Origin of the sequence: Streptomyces sp. NPDC004609, assembly GCF_042873655.1 — a bacterium.
Taxonomy (GTDB): domain Bacteria; phylum Actinomycetota; class Actinomycetes; order Streptomycetales; family Streptomycetaceae; genus Streptomyces.
The window spans coordinates 1-18,850 of sequence record NZ_JBIALS010000050.1 but is presented as its reverse complement, the minus strand read 5'-3'; the positions used below and the strand labels follow the sequence as shown (position 1 = coordinate 18,850).

The window sequence follows — 18,850 nt, the reverse complement described above, 5'->3', positions numbered from 1 at the left end:
GGGACCACCCGAAAGAGAGTTAAATCAAAGGGTAAATCAGAAGGTAAATCTGTGGTAGGTTCTGAAGTATGGCGACCCAGGATGAGTTGTTCGATGCCGTGGATGCGTTGCTGGCGGGTGAGCCGGCGATGCCAGCCCCTATGGAGCGGGCGCGGCTGCGTGAGGCGGCCGGGATCACGCAGGCACGGCTCGCGCAGGTTCTGGAGACGACTACACAGACGGTGAAGAACTGGGAGGCAGGCCGGAGTGAGCCGCGCCCCCCGCGCCGCGCGCCGTACCAGCGTCTGCTGGAGGGGTGGGCGGAGAGGTATCCCGCCCCAGTGCCAGAGGCATTCACAGCCCCGTCCCCGTCCCCGTCCCCGTCCCCGACGCCTGTCGCTCCGGCGACCGAGCGGCCCACGAGGCCCGAGGCAGCACCCAGGCCGGCAGCCGCCGCCCATCCGACGCCATCGCGGCGCCCGAGCGTGCAGCACGCCGCACGAGTGAACACCCCGCCCATGGCCGTTGCCGACCCCCGGTTCGTGAACGGGCCGCTGGCCGTCGTCGACATTGACGACGAGGGCCAGGCCCTCGCGTACTGCGTGGGCGGTCTGGTCCTGGAAGTGCCCGCGAGGACACTGCCCTTGCTGGTCGAATGGACGCTGGCGGACGCGAAGCTCGGAGCGGCGCGGCTGACCGGTTCGGGCAAGGACGCCGACCCCGTCCTCGTCCTCACCAGGGCCGCACTCGAGCACTTCGGCCTGCCCACCGAGCTGACTGACGAGGAGCGTCTCGCCGGGCGCCTGCCAGACGCCCACAAAGCGATCGCCCAGTTGACCCGGGCGCAATGGCAGCTGACGAAGCGCGGTCTCGGCCCCTGGGCACGGATCTACCGCCCCGCTCAGGGCGGCCGCCGTTCCTGCGTCCAGCTGTGCATTCCGTCGTGGAACGCGCTCGACACCCGCAGCTGGGGCCACGCCTCAGACCTTCCTCCTGCCGAACTCGCGGCTGTCCTCGGTACGTACGCCACCCGGGTCATGACCCCACGAGGATCCACCGCCGTCACCGGCCTGGAGCTGATGACCGCCCTGCACCCGCCCACCCGAGCCTCCGCCCCGGACGAGAGCGGCAAGCGTCACAGCGAACACAACCCCGGATCCCTGGGCAGGGAGCCGATGGACCCACCGCCCTGCGAGGCGACTGACGGCCACCCCGTCCTCGCTCACCTGCCCCGCTTCCACGTCCGGACCCCGGCCGAGAAACTCTTCGAAGAGGCCTACGACTGGGCGCGCCCCCTCACCGACGACGAGTGCATGCGACGCCACCTCGTCGGCATCGACGTGAACATGGCCTTCGCCGCCAGCGCCAACGGCGCGGTCGTCGGCCTCGCCACACCGCCCATCCACGTCACCAACCCCGCCTTCGACGCGAAGACACCTGGCTCGTGGCTGGTCGACCTCTCCCACGTCGACCTGACCCGCGTGAAGGTCGGCAAGCAGTGGCACACCCTCGACGGCGATCTCCTGCCCAGCCCATTCACCCCGACCGGACTGCGCCCCGAAGGGCCCGCCTGGTACGCGACCCCGACCGTCGCCTACGCCACCGAACTCGGCTACGACGTCGCCCCCACCGAGGCCTGGATCCGCCTGGCATCGGGCCGCTACCTCGACGGCTGGTACAAGCGGCTGCGCGACGCCTATGTGTCGACGATGGCCGACCTCGGCGTCACCGAGAACCTGACGCCCCAGGAACTGCTTGCGGCGATGGACGGCTACAAGCAGCGCGATGCCGCGATGGTGATCGTCCTGGACGCGATCAAGTCGACGGTCAAGAACGGCATCGGGAAGTTCCAGGAGAGGGCGCGAGGCGGAGGCTGGCGGCCGGGGCAGCCCTGGCCGGCCCTCGCACGGCCGACGTGGCGCCCGGACATCCGCGCCGTCGTGATCTCCCGCGCCCGGATCGGCATGCACCGCAAGATGGTGGCACTGGCCGCCGCCACCGGCCGCTACCCGGTCGCTGTGCTGTCCGACTGCGCCGTCTACGCGGCCGATGGACCCTCCCCGCTCGACGTCCTGCCCTATGACGATACGAACAAGACGGTGCCCGGGTCGTTCCGGCTCGGTGTGTCACCCGGGATGGTCAAGCACGAAGGCACCCAGACGACCCTGTGGGCCGAAGAGCTCCGCGAACGGGCGCAGGCACCGGAGCTGAACCTGGCCCGCTGCATCAAGACCGGCGACGTCACCACCGCCGACACAGGGGAGTAGGGGACACCAAAGATGACCAAGTCGGTCGGTGAGGGACTCGACAACGCACTGGAACAGGCCGTCACACGCCCGGTACCCAAGAGCGCGGGCGCGCAGATGCGGTTCCTGGTCAAGCAGCTGAAAGGAACCAAGGCCGCCGCCCAGGCCCTCGGAATCTCCCAGCGCACCGTAGAGCGCTACATCAAGAACCAACTCAAAAACCCCCGGCCGGACCTCGCAGCCCGACTGTCCGGCGAGGTGAGGAAGCGGTGGCAGCCCCGCGTGAAGGCGCAGGCGAAGAAGACCGCCGGCACGAGCAGCGGCCTCGTCATCGACGTCCAGGGACGCCTCGGCTACAGCGCACCCGTCGGAACCACGGACGAGGCCCGCGAACGCCACCTCACCGTGGCGCTGCCACCGCGCTTCGCCGAGCGCCTGTTCACAGCGCAGGACCAGGGCGCCTCCGAGCACCAACTCCAGCAGATCGCTGCCGAAGGGCTCAAGGAGACCTACTTCCAGAACCAAGGAACGCGGGCTGGGAGCCTGGAGGAAGTGCGCCTGTTTGACGTCCAGCACATCGAGTTCGGCCTCTAGCCCCCACCGGCCCAGGACGCGGTACCGATCCTCAGCACGTTAGTGCCGCAACGGCAGGCTTGTTGCCGAAGGGCACCTTGTTGCTGCTCTTCGCTCTCTACCCGCGGGTCGTCGAAGCGCCTCGCGGGCTACAGAGTGACCACCGCGACTGTGCGCTCTGCTCGGCGCAGTAGAGCGCTGGTGATCAATGAAGTACCGATCTGCTGCAAGTCAGAGCCGGTCGGTGTGGGCGACGTGTTCCATTGCTGGTCTACTCATCGACGGCGGCATCGACGATGCCACCATGGAGGGTTAGAGCCTCGCCCAGTGCCTTTCGTCCCACGCCGCCGGGAGCACCGGCCCGCCACATGGAGAACGCGTTCCGTACGATCTCGCTGCCGCGATACGGGGCCAGGTCCGAGGACACGGCGCCGTCACACAGCGGCAGAAGACCTGTCAGGATCGCGCGAGCGTCTGCTGACTCCGCGTGCCGGGCGGCCCGCCGGGCGACGTGGTCCGGCACTTCCACGAGTGGAGTCTGCTCCACTGTGCGCCGGGTCAGTTCCAGCCATGTTCGGTCGTCCAGGCCCGTGGCAAAGGAAAAGGCGCCTGCACCGTGCAGGTGAGCGTGGCTTTCCGGTACCTCCAGGGCGAGCACGGCCCGCCAGAAGCGGAGCGCGTGCTCGATCAGGTCTTCCCCGCTGCTGTCCTTGGGCAGAATCCTCGCTGTCCGAGAGAGCAGGCGGGAAACCGCAGCTGGTCCGGCGTCCCCCTGAGCCAAGGCCGATACGAAGCCTTCGATCGGTCCGAAGACGTCCGGGGCAGTGAGGAAGGCGTGCGCGCAGGCTTCCTGGTCGACGCCGGGGAGGCACAGGAGAGCCTGCAGCTGGGCGGGATCGATCTGGCCGAACACATCCACGTCGACCGGCCGGTGCCGGAGCCAGGTGCGAGCGGGCCGCCACGTCTCGTCGAGGCTGAGAAGCTCGGCGCGATGCTCGGAAAACCAAGGCTGGGCATGGCGGTGGAGCGCTGTGAGGTCCCACCCGATGGCGGCGAGTGCTCGGTCGTCGGGGGCGGCGTCGAGGATGGCGTCGAGGCGTGTGGTCATCTCCACGGGAGGCGCGCCTTCACGACGGGAACGGTGGCTACCCCAACGGATCAAGGCAAGGAGTGCGAGGCCCCCGACAGAATTCGACATCAGGCCAGCGGGGTCGGCCGTCGATTGAGTGGGAGCGGTCCACGCTGCGACGGTGCCGTCGAGCCAGACGGCGACCTCGGCCGCGGTCTCGCCGAGATCGAGGTCGCGGGACCAGAAGGTATAGAGAAGACGGCAGAAGCTGCGCTCAAGGCGCTGGGCTGCTTCGGTGTCTGTCGCAGGGGAATCCGCGACAGGGATGAGGCCCCACAGGGCGAGAACCGTGCGGCGGATGGCCTCAGGGTCGGCGGACGCCCGGCCGGTGGTGATCTGGTTCTCCAGGGCGGCGAAGTAGGCGGCCTGCAGGCCGAGATCCGAAAGCTCGGCCGAAATCTGCTCCGGGTCGGCCATCCAGGTCTCAGGAGCCTGGCTGACCAGGGTGGACAGCAGGACGCCTTCATCGTCCCGCTCACCATTGGTGTCGTCCGAACCTGCCTCCGAGACGAGCATGCGAGCGGCGGCGACGGCTCCCCCGGAACCAGCTGCGGCGGACAGCTCGGCGAATCCGTCCTCGGGTACCCGCTTCACCGAGACGACCTCCCACCGTGGTGCGGGCCGGTCCGGAGGAGTGCCGAACCGCTCGACGAAGAGGTCCAGGACGGGCTGCCAGGGAGCGAGGACCGACGCTGGCAGGACAGGCGAGAGCGACCACACCATGAACCAGGTCCGGACCGAGGGCAGCGGTTTGCGATCTTCGATCGCCTGGAGGCCGGTTTCTAGACCGGCCGCGTCCGGCGGGGCGCCGAGACCATTTGCCAAGGCTGCCTCCACGTGAAGCGATTGAGCCTCGGAGCAGGCGTTGTCCACGGCACGCAGGAAGTCCGAGAGGTCTGCCGTCGTCCTCGGCAAGGCGCCAAGCCGTGACATGACGTCGAGCGCCGCCTTCCACCAGGCGTCCGAATCGTTCCCCGGCGGGACCTCCAGGAGGTGCACCGCGACCAGCCGGTCGAGCACCGGCCCTGCGGGAAGCCGGCTGGACCACTGTCCTGTACGGACATCGAGACCAAGTCCGTATCTCGCCTCGTACTCCGCGAAGTCCAAGCATGCTCGTGCGATCAGCCGCACCAGCGATTCGCCTGGATGCGTGGTGTCAACCGACCGGAGGTCGTTCTCAACCTCGATTGCGCTGGCACCGTCGGGAGAATGCAAGGCAGTCGCCATCACCTCCGCCAGGCCCTGGCGTACTCCCTTCGCCACCGAGATCTCCGGCCCGCCGTCCTCAGTCCGGGCCCCGGCCGCCTTGAGATGCTCCAGAGCTTGTTGTGCCTCCCAGGGATCCAGCCAGCTGGTGGCTGCTGCGCTCTTCAGAACGCGGGTGACCACGTTGACCCACTGTCCGTTCCGTGCCTGCGTGGGAACCTCGACCGCCCAGTAGTGGATGTCGAGCAGCAAGCCCTCGGACTCGCTGGTCTTCACAAGCCGCAGGACGAACGTACTCGCGGCGGCGCCGACCACCCGGGCCAGGCGTACGGTCTGCGCTGTAGCGGCAGGACCCAGCTTCGTGATCTCGTCGAGTTCGGCGTCGAGCCATGCCAGCACGCGCTGGGGGTCCTCAGCCGCGAGACGTTCGAGATAAGGAGCAGCGGTCCACTTGTTGTTCTCCGGCCGCAGCCTTTCTTTCGGGAGCAGGTCGATCCATGCCGCGCTGGTGGCCTTCTCGAAGAAGTAGCGGTTGGCTCTTGGGTCGGTGATCCTTGAGACTTCGTCGGCCTCTTCCTGGGTGGGCTGGGTGAGGCTGACGAGTTCGCGTAGCCGCGGCGCACGGGCTGGAAGGTCTACGAACAGCTGCTCGATGGCTGCGATGATCTTGCGCAACGTCGAGGAGGCAAGCTCGACGTCGGCGGACTCGCCATGCACCGTCACATTGGCGTCCTGGTAGAAGTCCGACCATGCCTTGATGGCCTGGAGTTCGACAGCGCCCGGTTCCCTGCGAGTCTGCTGACGCACCAGCTTGCTGACCTTCCGCGCCCGGAACTTCCAGGCATTGGCCTGCTCGTACGTGAACGCGGCGAATGCTTCTTCGACCGCCTCGAACTCGGCGGCCAGATCGTTCCCCCGTAGGAAGGTCTCATGGGCTTTGCGGGCTTCGAACAGGTCACGGAGTCTGACGAAGACCGCGTCGCCTTCGGACAGCCGGTCCGGAAGAGCATCCAGGGCATCAACCTCAGCTGCCAGAGCAGCCCGTGCTTCGAACACGGCTGACGGGTTCGCCACCGGGGCCCTGTACCGGCTACGGGCCGCCACCACGGCTCTCAGCTTGTTGAACAGAGCATCGTCCGAGGTGAGTTCGGACGGGAGGCTACCGATTGTGTCGAGCTCGGCCTCCAGCCTCTCCAGCACCCCGGAGGGTCTGTGGGCTTTCAATAGCTCCTTGAGTCTGGCGGAGAGCTTCCGCCCCCGTACTCCCCGTGCCGGCGAACTCCGACTCCGCGCCAGCGAGCTTCAGCAGACCCTCCACCGCGCCGCGGCAGCAAGAGATCACGATCTCACTCCGCCGCTCCCATTCCTGCTCATCTGTCAGCAGCCTTTCTGCCGATCGCAACAGGCCCAAGGCGCGGACGCCCGGTTCGCCAAGGTCGGTCAACGCGACGGAGAAGGCAGACCCGTTGGCCAGCTCAGGCGCCGGGAGGAAACGGAGACTGTGGTCAGAGCGCTCGTCCATGCCGGCAACGTATCGAATCGGCAGACAGCCGACACGACGCTTGGTCGGACACGCAGGAGCGCCACGACGTTGCTCAGCAGCCACGCGCGAGACGATGAGCGTCGTACGTGGCGAGCTGTGCCAACTGCAGCGCTCGGTGACACATGTGTGGTCGAGTAGCCGCGTCCGTGTTGCCGTGACCCAGCTATCCGATCTCAAGCTGAGCACGAGCACCCCGGGCCGGTGCCAAGCGGCAAAGCTCGTGTCCTGTGCCGACAGCGCCGGCGAGGGCGCGACACATCGGCCCCGCCCCTCCTCTGTGCTTGGTCCTGGGCTGAGCCAGACTGCCCAGGGGGGCTCTGGCGGTGCTGTCCGGAGAGGAAGAAGGAAGGAACCGCTAGGCCGGGCATGTGAGCAGGCGGGCCGAGACTCAGAGTGCGGTGGAGTGGACTGACGTTAGAGGCCTGCAGCTGGCTGCCAGGCGTGCGGAGCCGGGATCCGGCCCTGCAGGACCTGTTTCTTCCAGCTTGTGCCCTGTGATTGTCAGTGCCGGCTCGTATCATCCGTTCACCCTTTTGGACCGGGCTTGGAGCGGAGCGGCACGATATGGCACCACAGCGTCCGTGGATCATTGAGGACTGCGCGATCACATCGCACAAGCAGGACCGCTTTGACCACCAATCCGTCGCGCGGGAGCTCCTCACCATCGTCAGGGGAAGCCGTCAGCCCCTGGCCGTCGGGCTGCTGGGCCCGTTCGGCAGCGGCAAGTCCTCCGTCGTGCGGCTCCTGGATGCCGAACTGCAAGGCGACAAGGAGTGGGCAGTCCTCCACCTCAGCGCCGAGCGCCACACCGGTACCGCTCGTGCCCGAGGCTTGCTGTACGGAGTCCTGGACGAAGCCCTGGGCAAGAAGCTCATCAAGAAGGAACAGTGGGAGTCCGGACGAGCGTGTCTGGACGCCGGGCGGCAGCGGACAGCACCCCGCCCGAACCCCACGTCCGACATCCCGGGCAAAGCCAGCCGGAGGAGTCACGCGAAAGCGATCGGTGCCGCGTTTACTTGGATCCTCGGGTGCCTGATCGCGATCTGGGCCCTCGGCGCCGCTGCGGTTCTCATCGGCCACGCCGTCGGCCGCGGGGTCGGCGTGCCGGTGGGGACCTGGTTCGCCTCCCCTGGTGCGAGACCGCTGACCACGTCGCTGTCAGGGGCAGCCGTCGTGGCATGCGTCCTGGCAGCCGCCAAGGACGGTGCCCTCTCAGCGCTGAAGAAGTACGAGATCACGCTCACCACACCGCGCCCAGAATCCTCTGACGACCTTGAGCAGGTCTTTTCCAGGCTGATCGACAGCATCGACCGACGCCTCGTCATCGCCATCGATGACATCGACCGCCTGGCCGCGGCCGAGGTCCTCGAAGCGCTCGCCACCGTACGCAGCCTTCTGCTGACGGGAACCCAGCGCGCCCACTCGCCCGTGTTCCTGCTGTCCTGCGACGAAGACATCGTCCGCGAAGCCATCGTCGGCGTCCGCCCTGGGCTGGCCCACGCCCCCGCAGTCCCACCCCACACCGGCAAGAACCCCAGCAAAGCCTCCGAGCGTAAAGCCACAGAGGAAGCCGCCCAGGAGTACCTGAACAAGCTGTTCACTGTCCGGCTCACCCTGCCGGCCCACCACGAATCGGACCTCAGGCAGTACATCCAGCACCTGATCACCGAGCCCACTCCGCACGAACTCATCGACCGGCTCGGAGGCATCTCAGCGGTCCGCGACGTTCTCGAGACCCTCATCCACCCCGGGGTACGCGACCCCCGCCACGCCATTCGCCTCCTCAACAGCTTTCTGACCGACTACGGCCTCGCACTGAGGCGGGAACAGCCGGACGGCAACCAGACCACCTGGATCGCCGCCGGCGAGGTAACCGGCCACCCCGTCACACTGGCCCGTCTCACGGTGCTCCGGCACGACTATCGCACCCTCTACGACGCCATTCGCCGCGAAAACGAACTCCTCATGCTCCTCGACGACGCCCTGCTGGGCATAACCCGTGCTCTGGACGACCCCCTCGTCGCGCCGTACACCATCGTCCGCGACGCCGACGACGAAGCGGAAGACACCCAAGACGACAACGACACACCACCCCGGCTCAACACCACATCGCACCCCGGCCTGGTCTACCTGAGAACGACCGCGGCCAAGGCACGCCTGTGCCGCCCAACCCACCTCGTGCCTCTGCTCACCCTTGGTTCCACCCCCGCCAGCCGAGCCCTGGGCAGCGAAGGCGCCGCAGAAGTCCAGCGTGAACTCCTCCAGCGAGACAGCGACGCCCTCCGTGACCGTCTACAAGCCCAGGGCATGCGGGAACGGGTCCTGCGGGCCGCGGCTGAGGCGCTTGAGACGGCACGGTCAGGCCTCGACCTCGACAACACCCTGGCAGCCATCGTGCAGGCGCTGGCCCAGACCCCGGACCTTGCCGAACACCTCGACCACGGCACCGACCCCACCGGCCGGGCGCTGCTCAGCCTGACCGACCGCATCGCCAGCCGACGCCAGGGTTCCACCACCCCCGTCCCGGCTCACCACCTCGCGGGGATTTTGGACCTGGTTCCCAGCGCACACCTTCCCTCCCTTTACAACACCCTCGGCAACCCCCCTCCGCGGGACTCCGCGCACACTGCCGAGCGGGATCAGCCGCCCTTCGCGTGGGCGCAGGCCTTGATGAACCTCCCGTCCGAGGAACACGCCCGCAACCTGCGGCCCGCCCTCACCGGCTACTTCACAGAGCTCACCCACAACGGGGACCGCGAGCAACTCTGGGCATGGGTCGTCTCCTATGACGAAGCGACCGATGCCCAACGCGCCCTGTGGCCCGCGCAGGCCTTCCGTGCACTCATGGGCATGACCGCCAGGATCTCCGAGAACACCCCGGCAGCCGACGTCCGCAGGATCGTCGAACATGCAGCCGGGCACCATCAGTGGACCAGGCCGCTCATGCTCGGTGCGGTGACATGGCTGTCTACCGAGAACGACGAACTGCGCTCTCACGCAATGGACCTCCTCCTCGGCAGGGACATCCCGGCCGACGGATGGGGCGCAGCGATGCAGCAGGGCGCCGCGTTCGGCTCCACCGTCGCAACCGAACTGATCCAGTACGCAGCCGTCTTCCTCACCGACGACGACGATGCGGATCGCGCCGCCCGAACAGCTGACCAGATCCATGCCTGGCTGCGAGACCTCGGCGACCACACCGCTCCCTCAGGGCAGCAGGTCAGCGCTCTGGTCGCCGAGGCCGTCGCCCAGAGCGCGCACACAAGTGTTCAGATGGCCAATGCCGCGGTGCGGATCGTGCCCGATCTGCAGCAGGACGACGCGACCTCTTGCGTCAGCACCATGGCCGGGAACCTGGCGACAGTCGACCCCAGCGATGAACCGCTGTCTGATGCGCTGGCGCAAGCACTCCTCGCCTTCATGCGAGTCGAGACCGACAACAGCGAAGCCCACAAGGCCGCTGACGCCTGCCTGACAGTGCTGACCACCTCCCTGGCCGGTGACGACGCACGAGGAGCCTTCGCCCGCAGGCACCTGCCTGCCGTCGCCACTACCTCCGCCGGCCGCCAAGCCGGCCCCAGCTTGGTCGACCAGTTCCTCCCACGACTCAGCCAGCATCACATCCAGCTTCAGGCCGACATCTTCTCCACCCTCCACGTCCTCATGCGAGACGGTGAAACCCGCACCGCTCGGCTTGGACAGATCATGCAGCACCTCTACGGGCGGATGAGCACACAGCCGGTCCCCAACGTCGCCTTCGCCGCGCACTACGCGGCAGATCCGATCGTCAATGCCCAATGGCTCAACTGGATGGCACAGCACTGGGCCAGCATTCCCGACCACGAACGAACCCTCACCATGGCGGTGGCCCGCCGACAAGACCTCCCCCAGAGCGGTCTGCCGCCTCTGCTCCTCCAGCACCTCCTGGCAACCAAGGACACCGAGGCCTGGCACGACGCCGCACACCTCTGGGACAAGATCGGCATCGAGGAACAGGCATCTCTCCTCGCGTCCGCGCGCGGGCGCTGCCCCCAGCTCGCCGACCCCGCGAATGAAGCCTCTCAAGACGTGCTCGTCATCGCACTCGGCAAGGCCCGCACAGAAGAAGCGCTCTCCCCCTTCCTCACGCTGATCGCCACACACCCTCAGGCATCCCAAGCCATCGCCACCTACCTGGCCGACGCCATCTCCGGCCGTGACTGGGACGAAACCCTCGCCGTACGCACGGCCTGCGGATGCCCCGACCCAGCACCCCTGTGGGACGTGCTCATCCGCGCAGTCCACAACGGCCAGACCAGCATTCAACGCGCCAGCTCACTGATCGCAGGCCTTCTCACCACCAGCCCGCACACGGCCCCCGCCAGCCTCACCGAGGACCTCGCCCCCGTCCTGCGCACCGCGACGGCCGTCAGCGCCACCGCGATAGGCCAAGCAGTCCGGCCAGCACGCCACGTCGCAACCGCACTTCGCACCTCACTGCACGGCCACACCAAGACGACCGCGGAGAAGGAACGGACGGCAGCCTTCAAACACGCAGCCGGCATCCGCTGACACCCCTGCCCGCATCACCCCGCACCCAGAAACAGGCTCCGCCCGACCACCAGGGCGCTCACCCCGGCGCTCCTCAAAGGCACGCCAGGACACAGCGACCTGCTACGGCTGAACCCAAGAACGGCAGACCCAAGAAACCAAGGACGCATGCCTCACTCCACCCAAGATCACCCAACGGCACCCGTTGAAGGCGTGTACGCCTTCAACATCCCAGGCGCGCCCGTCGTCCTGCACGACGGGTCCGTCGGCCGCTCCGAAGGCACCCAGACACCAGGCATCGTCGAGCTCCGGTTCGCTCCGAAACCAGGCCTGGCCTGGCGACTGCCTCAAACCGACCACACATTCGCCCCCCTTCCCGACGACACGGCCCTCCACATCGCCCGCCCCTACGGCACCGCGGAACTACCAGCCCAGTACCGCAACCACGAGGAAGGCTGGAGCAACGGCACATCCCTGGGAGACTCCCAGGCGCCCCTCCAGCGCCTCATCGCCCACTGGGTCAACCTCCCCGCGCTACGCGGCCAGCACCACCTCACCACCCGTACCGAAGGCGCCGAACACACGACCCACCGCGGCCGGTGGTCACACGAGACCGGAGGTTGGAAGATCACCCTGGACATCCGGCCCGACCACCGCAGCATCTGGAAAGACCTGCACCGAACCCACGTCTACGCCATCACCCATGTCATGGAGCTCAGCCGTACGGACGGCTCGGTGTTCACCGCAGACCAGGCCCAGCCCATCCTCCAGGCCCTGCATATGGGCTTCTCGTTCGCCCTGGGCCGCTGGGTGGCTCCCATGCTGCCCGTCGGCCTCGGCGAACAGGACCACATCCTCTGGGAGGAGTGGGCCGCTCGACTCTGCGACCCGGCGAAGGCGATCTCCTCAGGATGGTGGACGCACTGGGACAGCGAAGCGCTGCGCATGCTGGTCACCCGTCTTGTATCCGCTTGCAGCGACCTCGCCTACGCCGCACGGGTCAACCGGCAACTGACCTACGCCGTCTCTGCCACACGCGATGAAGGCTTCGTCGAACAGCGCATCATGGTCGGAGCCGCCGGCCTCGAGCACACCCTGTGGCAACGATTCGTCCTGTCCGGAGACATGACATCCGCCCAGTACAACAGCCTGCCTGCCCACAAGCTGCTGCGCCGAGCCCTGCAAAGCGCCTCGATCCCCCTCACGATCGATCCGGAACATCTGCCCGCACTTGCCGAGCTTGCCGCAGCACGCAGACGCGACCACGGCGCGAACATGGACGGCGCGGACTTGGTCACTTGGGTTCGCAACAAGCTCGTACACCCAATTGGCGCCGAGGACGACGTCTACCGTTTCAAGGGCGCCGTGACCGAGACCTGGCTACTCACCCGCCACTACCTCACCCTGCTCATCCTGGAATCGCTCGGCTACCAGGGCGCCTACACCAGCCTGGCCGCCGGCCACAGATACGTGGGCGAGAGCGCAAAGGTGCCGTGGGCGATCAGTAACGCCACCGACGTTTCTTGACCCAAGGCGGACACACCGCGAAGCGAGGCACTCACGAGTGCCTCGCTCGTCACAGCGACACCCAGTCGCTCAGGGGACGAGGGGATTCTCTCGAGTCAGCTCGATGGTGTGCATCTGGTCCAGCAGCCGCTTGGGGAGCCGGGGCAGGTCGTTGTCGACGATGATGATCTGGTGCGGCCGGGTACGGGTCGCACCGCTACGGACACCATCCTGCCGAACCCGACGTTCTTGCGGGGCGAGTCGATGATCAGCAGCGACGGCAGATCGGTCACCCCGGTCACCAGCGCGTAGCTGAGAAAGGCCATCCGGTACCCCACATTGATCGCGGTACGTACACCGTGTCCGACCTTGGTGAGGTTCCCGGCCCTCACCTGCGGAAGCAGCGAGCTGTGATTGATCCGGGCCCCAGGGGCATTGGGCAGGCCGACCGCATCGATGAGCCCGGCGAAGTGCTCCTCGAACTCCCCGAGCGTGACCCGTCTGCCAGCCAGCAGGTTCTTACGCGTACGGACCTCCTCCCGCACCCCCTTCAGCTCCTCCTCAGCGGTCTGGGCGGCCCGGTACAGCTCGGCCAGCCGGCGGTGCGGATCCAGCTCCCGCTCCAGCATCGTCGTCCGCGTGCGGGCCGTCGCGTGGGCCGCAGCCAGCAGCTCGATCTGCGCAGCCAGCGGGCTGATGTCCTCCCGCGTCCGCGCATCGAGCTCGGCCCTCGCCTGCTCCCACGCCGTCTGCGCCTCACCCAGAGCCTTGGCCCGCTCAACCGCGTGCTGCTCCGCCGCAGCGAGCGCCGCCTGCGCAGCCTGCAGGGCCCGCGCCAGCGCATCGGGGTCCAGCTCGCTCAGACACAACGGGCAGTCCCCGGCAGGAACTGGCCGCACGCTTAAATCCGCGGTACACACCGGGCAGGGGGAGAGCGGCCGGGGGCCGTGGTGCCGCTGCTCCGTCAGACGCTGCACCTGCCGGCGCTCCCGGACGAGGGCGTGCTCAGCGTCGGCGACCGCCCGGCGGCACCGCTCCAGGGCCTGCTAGAGCTCCTGCACACGACGCCGCAAGGGATCCGCGTGCGCGGTGGCGGCCAGCATCCGGCCCTTGAACTCCTCCAGCGACCGCAGAGCATCCCGCTCCTCGCCCTGGCAGCGCGCCAGTTCCGCTTCGAGATCTGCGGCGTTGCCGGTCAAGAACTCACTGATCGTGCCCGCCCGGCGCCCTCCTTGGTGCCTGCAGCCCCCCATCCCTGCGTGTTGGGCCCTCGGCATTGAGGTCGATTATTCGGAGTGCGAGGCGAGGCACGGTCCGGTGCACGACGATGGGGACAGAACGCCGTCAGCGGGGCGGCGCCAAAATCGGTTGCGGGAGGCATGGGTGCGGTTAGAGGTGCACCTGGAGTCGGGCGCGGGGGAACTGCGTTCGTTGCAGAGCTGGCTTCGTTCGGACCCGGACGTGCGCAGGACGGCTATGACCGACGTGCGGGGGAGCGCTCCTCGGCCGGGGGAGATGGGCACGGCGCTCGACATGCTGCAGCTGGTGACAGGAAACGGGTGGAGTGCGGCCTCGTTCGTGTTGGCGCTGGTGGCGTGGCGGCAGACCCGGCCGCAGCGACCGCAGGTGGAGATCCACCGCGGTGACACGGTCATCATCCTCACCGACTGCTCACCCGAGGAGATCGAACGAGCGACCAGAGCACTGGACTCGGCCGCGGAGGAGGACCGGGACACGTGAGTGTCCTGCCCGACCCCGGAGCCTCACGCGCGGTACTGATCGGCACGAGCCGCTACGACCACCTTGAACAGCTGCCTGCCGTCTCGAACAACCTGATCGCCCTTGCCGCACTCCTCAGCGGACCACTGTCCCTGCGCATGCCCGCCCCACACGTGACCGTCGTCGAGAATCCGTCCGACCCTGCCACCGTGATGGATCCACTGCGCCAGGCGGCTGCTGATGCCACCGACACGCTGATCGTCTACTACGCCGGCCACGGCCTCATCGACCCCCACGACGCCCTCGCCCTGGCCCTGCCGCACACACAGCCCGACCGGGTCGAGACCAGCCTCAGCTACGACTGGCTGCGCCAGATCCTCCTGGAGTCCCGAGCACAGCGGCACATCGTCCTCCTCGACTGCTGCTACAGCGGCCGCGCCCTCGGCCGGATGAGCGCATCCCAGGGCCTCGCCGACCAGGCCGCAGTGGAAGGCACCTTCCTCCTCGCAGCCTCCGCCGAGACGCGCCCCGCCCTGGCCCCGGTCGGCGCCGCTCACACAGCTTTCACCGGAGCCTTCCTCGACACGCTGCGCCACGGCATCCCCGGCGGCCCGCCACTGCTCGACCTGGAGACCATCTACCGGCACCTGCGCCTGACCCTGGAAGCCCGGGCGCATCCTGTTCCCCAGGCCAGGAACCGCAACAGCGGCGCCCGAGTGGCGCTGGGACGCAACCACGCAGACCTTCCCACCACACCCGTCACCGCCGAAGCCAGCGTAGAGCCGGAACACCGACTGTGGCCCGACCCGACCTCGATCCGCACGACCACCGGCTTCCTCACGAACCTCGCCGCAGTGCGCGAAGTCAGCGGACTGACCCAGCAGGAAGTCAGCCGCCGCTCCGCCGGGCGCATCTCCACAGGCACCATCAGCAAACTGACCAACCGCGACACACTTCCCGCCACCTGGAACACCACGGCCGTCTACCTGGCCGCATGCAGTGTCCCCGACGACCAGATCCAGCAATGGCACGGAACCTGGCAGAAACTGCGCCACAACGCCACCGAGACACAAGAGACGTGCGTCGCCACGCCCCAGGTCGGCACCGCAGAGCACGGGAAGACACGGCGGAGGTTCTCCGACCTATGGCGTGGCCGCAGTCACCGGCCGGGATCAGCCGGGGCAGAAGCCCAGGAGGGACGGGGCTGAGGGCTCTGCCCCGCGTCGCCGGAGTCGCTCCCGAACAGCGTGTTCCACCCAGCGATCGCTAGAAGACCGGCTACCAGGATGACGCCGGTGGACGGTTTCTTCCACCGGCTGGCAGAAGCTGACGACGGCTGCACGTAGTGCCGTGCCCGGTAGTACCCCTTGCGCTGCTGTGCCACAGCTCCACATCCCCCATCGCGGCAGACTGACAGTCTCACCAGTCTTCTGATGGCGCTCCACCTCCGGCGCTGAACGGCCAAGCATGTCCGAATTCCGGCGCTCGGCGGGCAGGCCATCGCCCGAGGACTCTTTGACCGGCCCACCTGCTTGCTTGCGCGGACATCACCCCCATCGCATTCCGAGCTCGGACAGTTCCTCGACCCGCTCGGGAGCGAGCCGCGTTCGGCGGGAGCGGCTGTTGGCGATGAACACTCCCAGCGCGTGCTCGGCCCCGTCGAGCTTCTCGATATGCCGGTGGGGCACTTCCAGATGCCCCTCCCGCTGCTGGTACTGGCGGGCGGCAGCCAGGTTCGACGCCCACACCTGCGCCCGTGTACGCCGCGGCGCCGCCACGCCCCGCTCACCGTCCTGCACCGGGCCGAGCCCGAGTGCTTCCTGCAGCAGCCATCGCTGCGCCGCCCCGAGGGTGTCCCACTGACGCCGCTGCCCGCCGGCCCACTGCCCCAGGTCCTCGCCCTGAACTACCAGGCACCCCGGCTCCTCAGGCAGCGCCTGCCCGCCCTGTACGCGCAGCCGGGCGAGGTGGAAACACCGCTGCCAGGCCACCGACCAGGAAGGGCACCAGGACGGGTCGATACTCTCCAGGGCCCGGCGCCGAGTCGCACTCAGTCCACCCGCCCCCTGCCCACTCTTGCTCTGCCGTGCGGCCGCCCGCTGGTTCTTCAGCCACACCCCCACCGCGTAGCCTTCCCACATGGCATCGGCCGGCGCCAGCAGGTGCCCGTGCTCCTGGGCCCACCCCCGCGCCGCCGACAGCCCCTCAGCGAACGCGACCTCGGCATGCGACCAGATCATGCCGAGCTCCTCCAGCTGCCCCACCCGCTCCTGGCTCAGCTCCCCACGCGTGCGCGCGCTGCGCTGCCGGGCGATCCACACCCCCAGAGCGAACCCGTCCCCAGTCCGGTACTCATACGGCACCGCCAGATCACCACAATCACTGCGGTAGGCGAGCGCAGCCGCCAGACCCCGCCGCCAGAACTGCGTCTCCGGCTGCAAAACCCGCAGACTGATGAACGCCGCCAACTGCGCCGGATCCCGAGGCCGGGAAAACGACAACAGCTCCGCAGCAGCCTTGCTCACCCCACCCGCCCCCTCCACCACCCCACCAGCCGATTCACCGCCGGCCACCTGGGGAGCAGCCAGCTGCTCCACAGCCTGGGCGTCATGCGCCCGAAGCGCCGTGAGAACCTTCACCAGCTCCCCGTAGGCCCGCGAGACCAGCATCTCGTCAGGCTGCTCACCCGGTCCGAGGAAGACAGGAACCACCAGGGAAGCCACCTTGCCTTCCCCGGGCTGCATCCGAAGCGCCCGCCCCACCGCCTGGACGATGTCGATCGCCGACCCCCGCACGTCCGCGAAGACGACCGCATCGCACTCCTTGGTATCGACCCCCTCACCCAGCACCCGCACCGACGACAGCACCCGCACCCGCGCCGCCCCCGGATCAACCTCCGGCTTCGACGCGAACCCCTCCAGCACCCGACCCCGGTGCACCGGCTTGTGCTCCCCGCACAGCCAGTCAGCCCACACCCCATCAGCACCCGGGTAAAGACCCGGATCACTCTCGTGCAACTCCTTCGCCACCGCGCCAAGACCGCTGGAGAACGCCTCGGCCTCACTCGTGCGGTAATGAAACGTCAGCAGACGCCTCAACCGCCGCTCCGCAGCAGCCTTCATCACCGCCGTCTGCAAAGCCGCCAGCCGCACCCCCCGAACCTGCGCCGTTCGCCCAGCGCCCCCCGCCAACTCGACCACGGACAACCCAGGATCCGTGATGTCGACACACACCACCTGATAACGAGCGATCAGCCCCCGCTCAATCGCCTCCGACAACGACAGCCGATACACCACCGGACCGAACACAGCCTCGTCATCCATCGACGCAACCAGCTCACCACCCTCCGGCCCCTCCCGATCCGCCACCTCCCACAACCGCGGCGTAGCCGTCATGTACAACCGACGCAGCGCCGGCACCCGGCCATCGTCATGAACCCCCGCCCACGCCTTCCCCAACGCCCCCGACGTCCGGTGCGCCTCATCCACCACCACGAGGTCCCACGCACCCAGCCCCGCGCGATGACTCCGCTCCAGGACCCCCAGCCCCAGCGAGGCGTAGGTGGCAAAGACCGTCACCAACTCCAGGCCCGAAACCCACCCCACCAACTCCGCCTCATCGGTGGTGCACTGAAGAATCTGCGCATCCTCGCCCGACAACGAGCAGGCACCGAACATCGGACCCCGGCGCCCCGCCTCACGCCACACCGACACCGTCTGAGCCAACAGCCCGAGCGTGGGAACCAGCACCAGAACCCGCTGCGCCCGCAGAGCCCGCGCCGCATGCACAGCGATCAGGCTCTTGCCTGTACCGGTGGCAGCGACAACCTGGGCCCGTACCCCACCCGATGACCCTCCATCAGGAACGTGCTCCAAGGCCCGCACGACCGCGTCAACAGCCTCGACCTGATGAGGACGAAGCGTCCACCGAGTCGACACAGCACATCACCTCTCACCCCGGGGCACCCGGTAGAGGCACTACCCGCTCAGCGTGGACTTTATCCGAGTCCATTTTTGATTGCACCCTGCCATGGGACAGGACTTCCACCCCACTATGGCAGGGGCACCACCCACACCGTGCGAGCTCGGAAGAACAGCCCCCATCCGAGTAACAAGCGAAGGCGGACCCCCAACCCCCAGCAGCCCCCGCCCCGTAGCCAGCCGCCCGCGCAGCGGGCCAGGCTTGAAGGCGAAGCCGGAAAGCCTCAGGCAGGGGAGCGAAGCGGACCTACCCAACCGGACTGCTTCGCAGTCCGGTTCGTTGACGGCCGAGCGAAGCCGGCCGTCAACGAACACTCCGTCACACAACCGCAGCGAAGCGGAGGTTGCTCCTGGGGGAGCGAAGCGGACCCAGGACCGCTGGGCGGAGCCCAGCGGTTTCGCTTGGACACGCGCAGCGTGTTCCAACCCGCTCCGCGGG

The 18,850-nt window shown here is 68.0% G+C and carries 10 protein-coding genes; 6 read left to right on the top strand and 4 right to left on the bottom strand.

Features of this window, described 5'->3' with window-relative positions; all coding sequences use genetic code 11:
• The first annotated feature begins 68 nt into the window (after window positions 1-68).
• Window positions 69-2,246 (top strand): telomere-associated protein Tap, encoded by a 2,178-nt coding sequence (gene tap / locus ACFYT4_RS32780; RefSeq protein WP_389277415.1) that lies wholly within the window; start codon window positions 69-71, stop codon window positions 2,244-2,246.
• Between the two features lie 12 nt (window positions 2,247-2,258).
• On the top strand, window positions 2,259-2,819 hold the full coding sequence (gene tpg / locus ACFYT4_RS32775) for a telomere-protecting terminal protein Tpg (protein WP_389277412.1): 561 nt from the start codon (window positions 2,259-2,261) through the stop codon (window positions 2,817-2,819).
• Between the two features lie 250 nt (window positions 2,820-3,069).
• Here the strand turns inward: tpg and ACFYT4_RS32770 are convergent, their stop codons facing one another.
• Window positions 3,070-6,333, bottom strand: coding sequence for a hypothetical protein (locus ACFYT4_RS32770; protein WP_389277410.1), 3,264 nt, complete (start codon window positions 6,331-6,333; stop codon window positions 3,070-3,072).
• Window positions 6,334-7,240: 907 nt separating this feature from the next.
• Here ACFYT4_RS32770 and ACFYT4_RS32765 point away from each other — a divergent pair.
• Window positions 7,241-11,227, top strand: a complete 3,987-nt coding sequence (locus tag ACFYT4_RS32765; protein WP_389277408.1) for a P-loop NTPase fold protein — start codon at window positions 7,241-7,243, stop codon at window positions 11,225-11,227.
• A 147-nt stretch (window positions 11,228-11,374) separates the two neighbouring features.
• Window positions 11,375-12,733 (top strand): hypothetical protein, encoded by a 1,359-nt coding sequence (locus ACFYT4_RS32760; RefSeq protein WP_389277406.1) that lies wholly within the window; start codon window positions 11,375-11,377, stop codon window positions 12,731-12,733.
• A gap of 95 nt (window positions 12,734-12,828) precedes the next feature.
• Here ACFYT4_RS32760 and ACFYT4_RS32755 read toward each other — a convergent pair whose 3' ends face one another.
• Window positions 12,829-13,611: a hypothetical protein gene (locus tag ACFYT4_RS32755; RefSeq protein ID WP_389277404.1), complete on the bottom strand. Its 783-nt coding sequence runs from the start codon at window positions 13,609-13,611 to the stop codon at window positions 12,829-12,831.
• 147 nt (window positions 13,612-13,758) lie between these two features.
• On the bottom strand, window positions 13,759-13,965 hold the full coding sequence (locus ACFYT4_RS32750) for a hypothetical protein (RefSeq protein WP_389277402.1): 207 nt from the start codon (window positions 13,963-13,965) through the stop codon (window positions 13,759-13,761).
• A 130-nt stretch (window positions 13,966-14,095) separates the two neighbouring features.
• Here ACFYT4_RS32750 and ACFYT4_RS32745 point away from each other — a divergent pair, with 130 nt between their 5' ends.
• Both ACFYT4_RS32745 and ACFYT4_RS32740 read left to right on the top strand, forming a co-directional pair.
• Window positions 14,096-14,452 carry a hypothetical protein gene (locus ACFYT4_RS32745; protein WP_389277400.1) on the top strand — a complete coding sequence of 119 codons (357 nt, stop codon included), beginning with the start codon at window positions 14,096-14,098 and terminating at the stop codon, window positions 14,450-14,452.
• Entirely contained in the window at window positions 14,449-15,639 is a 1,191-nt protein-coding gene (locus ACFYT4_RS32740; RefSeq protein WP_389277398.1) for a caspase domain-containing protein, read from the top strand. Before ACFYT4_RS32745 ends, ACFYT4_RS32740 begins: the two co-directional genes overlap by 4 nt.
• 339 nt (window positions 15,640-15,978) lie before the next feature.
• Here ACFYT4_RS32740 and ACFYT4_RS32735 read toward each other — a convergent pair whose 3' ends face one another.
• Window positions 15,979-18,369: a Helicase associated domain protein gene (locus tag ACFYT4_RS32735; RefSeq protein WP_389277395.1), complete on the bottom strand. Its 2,391-nt coding sequence runs from the start codon at window positions 18,367-18,369 to the stop codon at window positions 15,979-15,981.
• Between the last annotated feature and the right edge of the window lie 481 nt (window positions 18,370-18,850).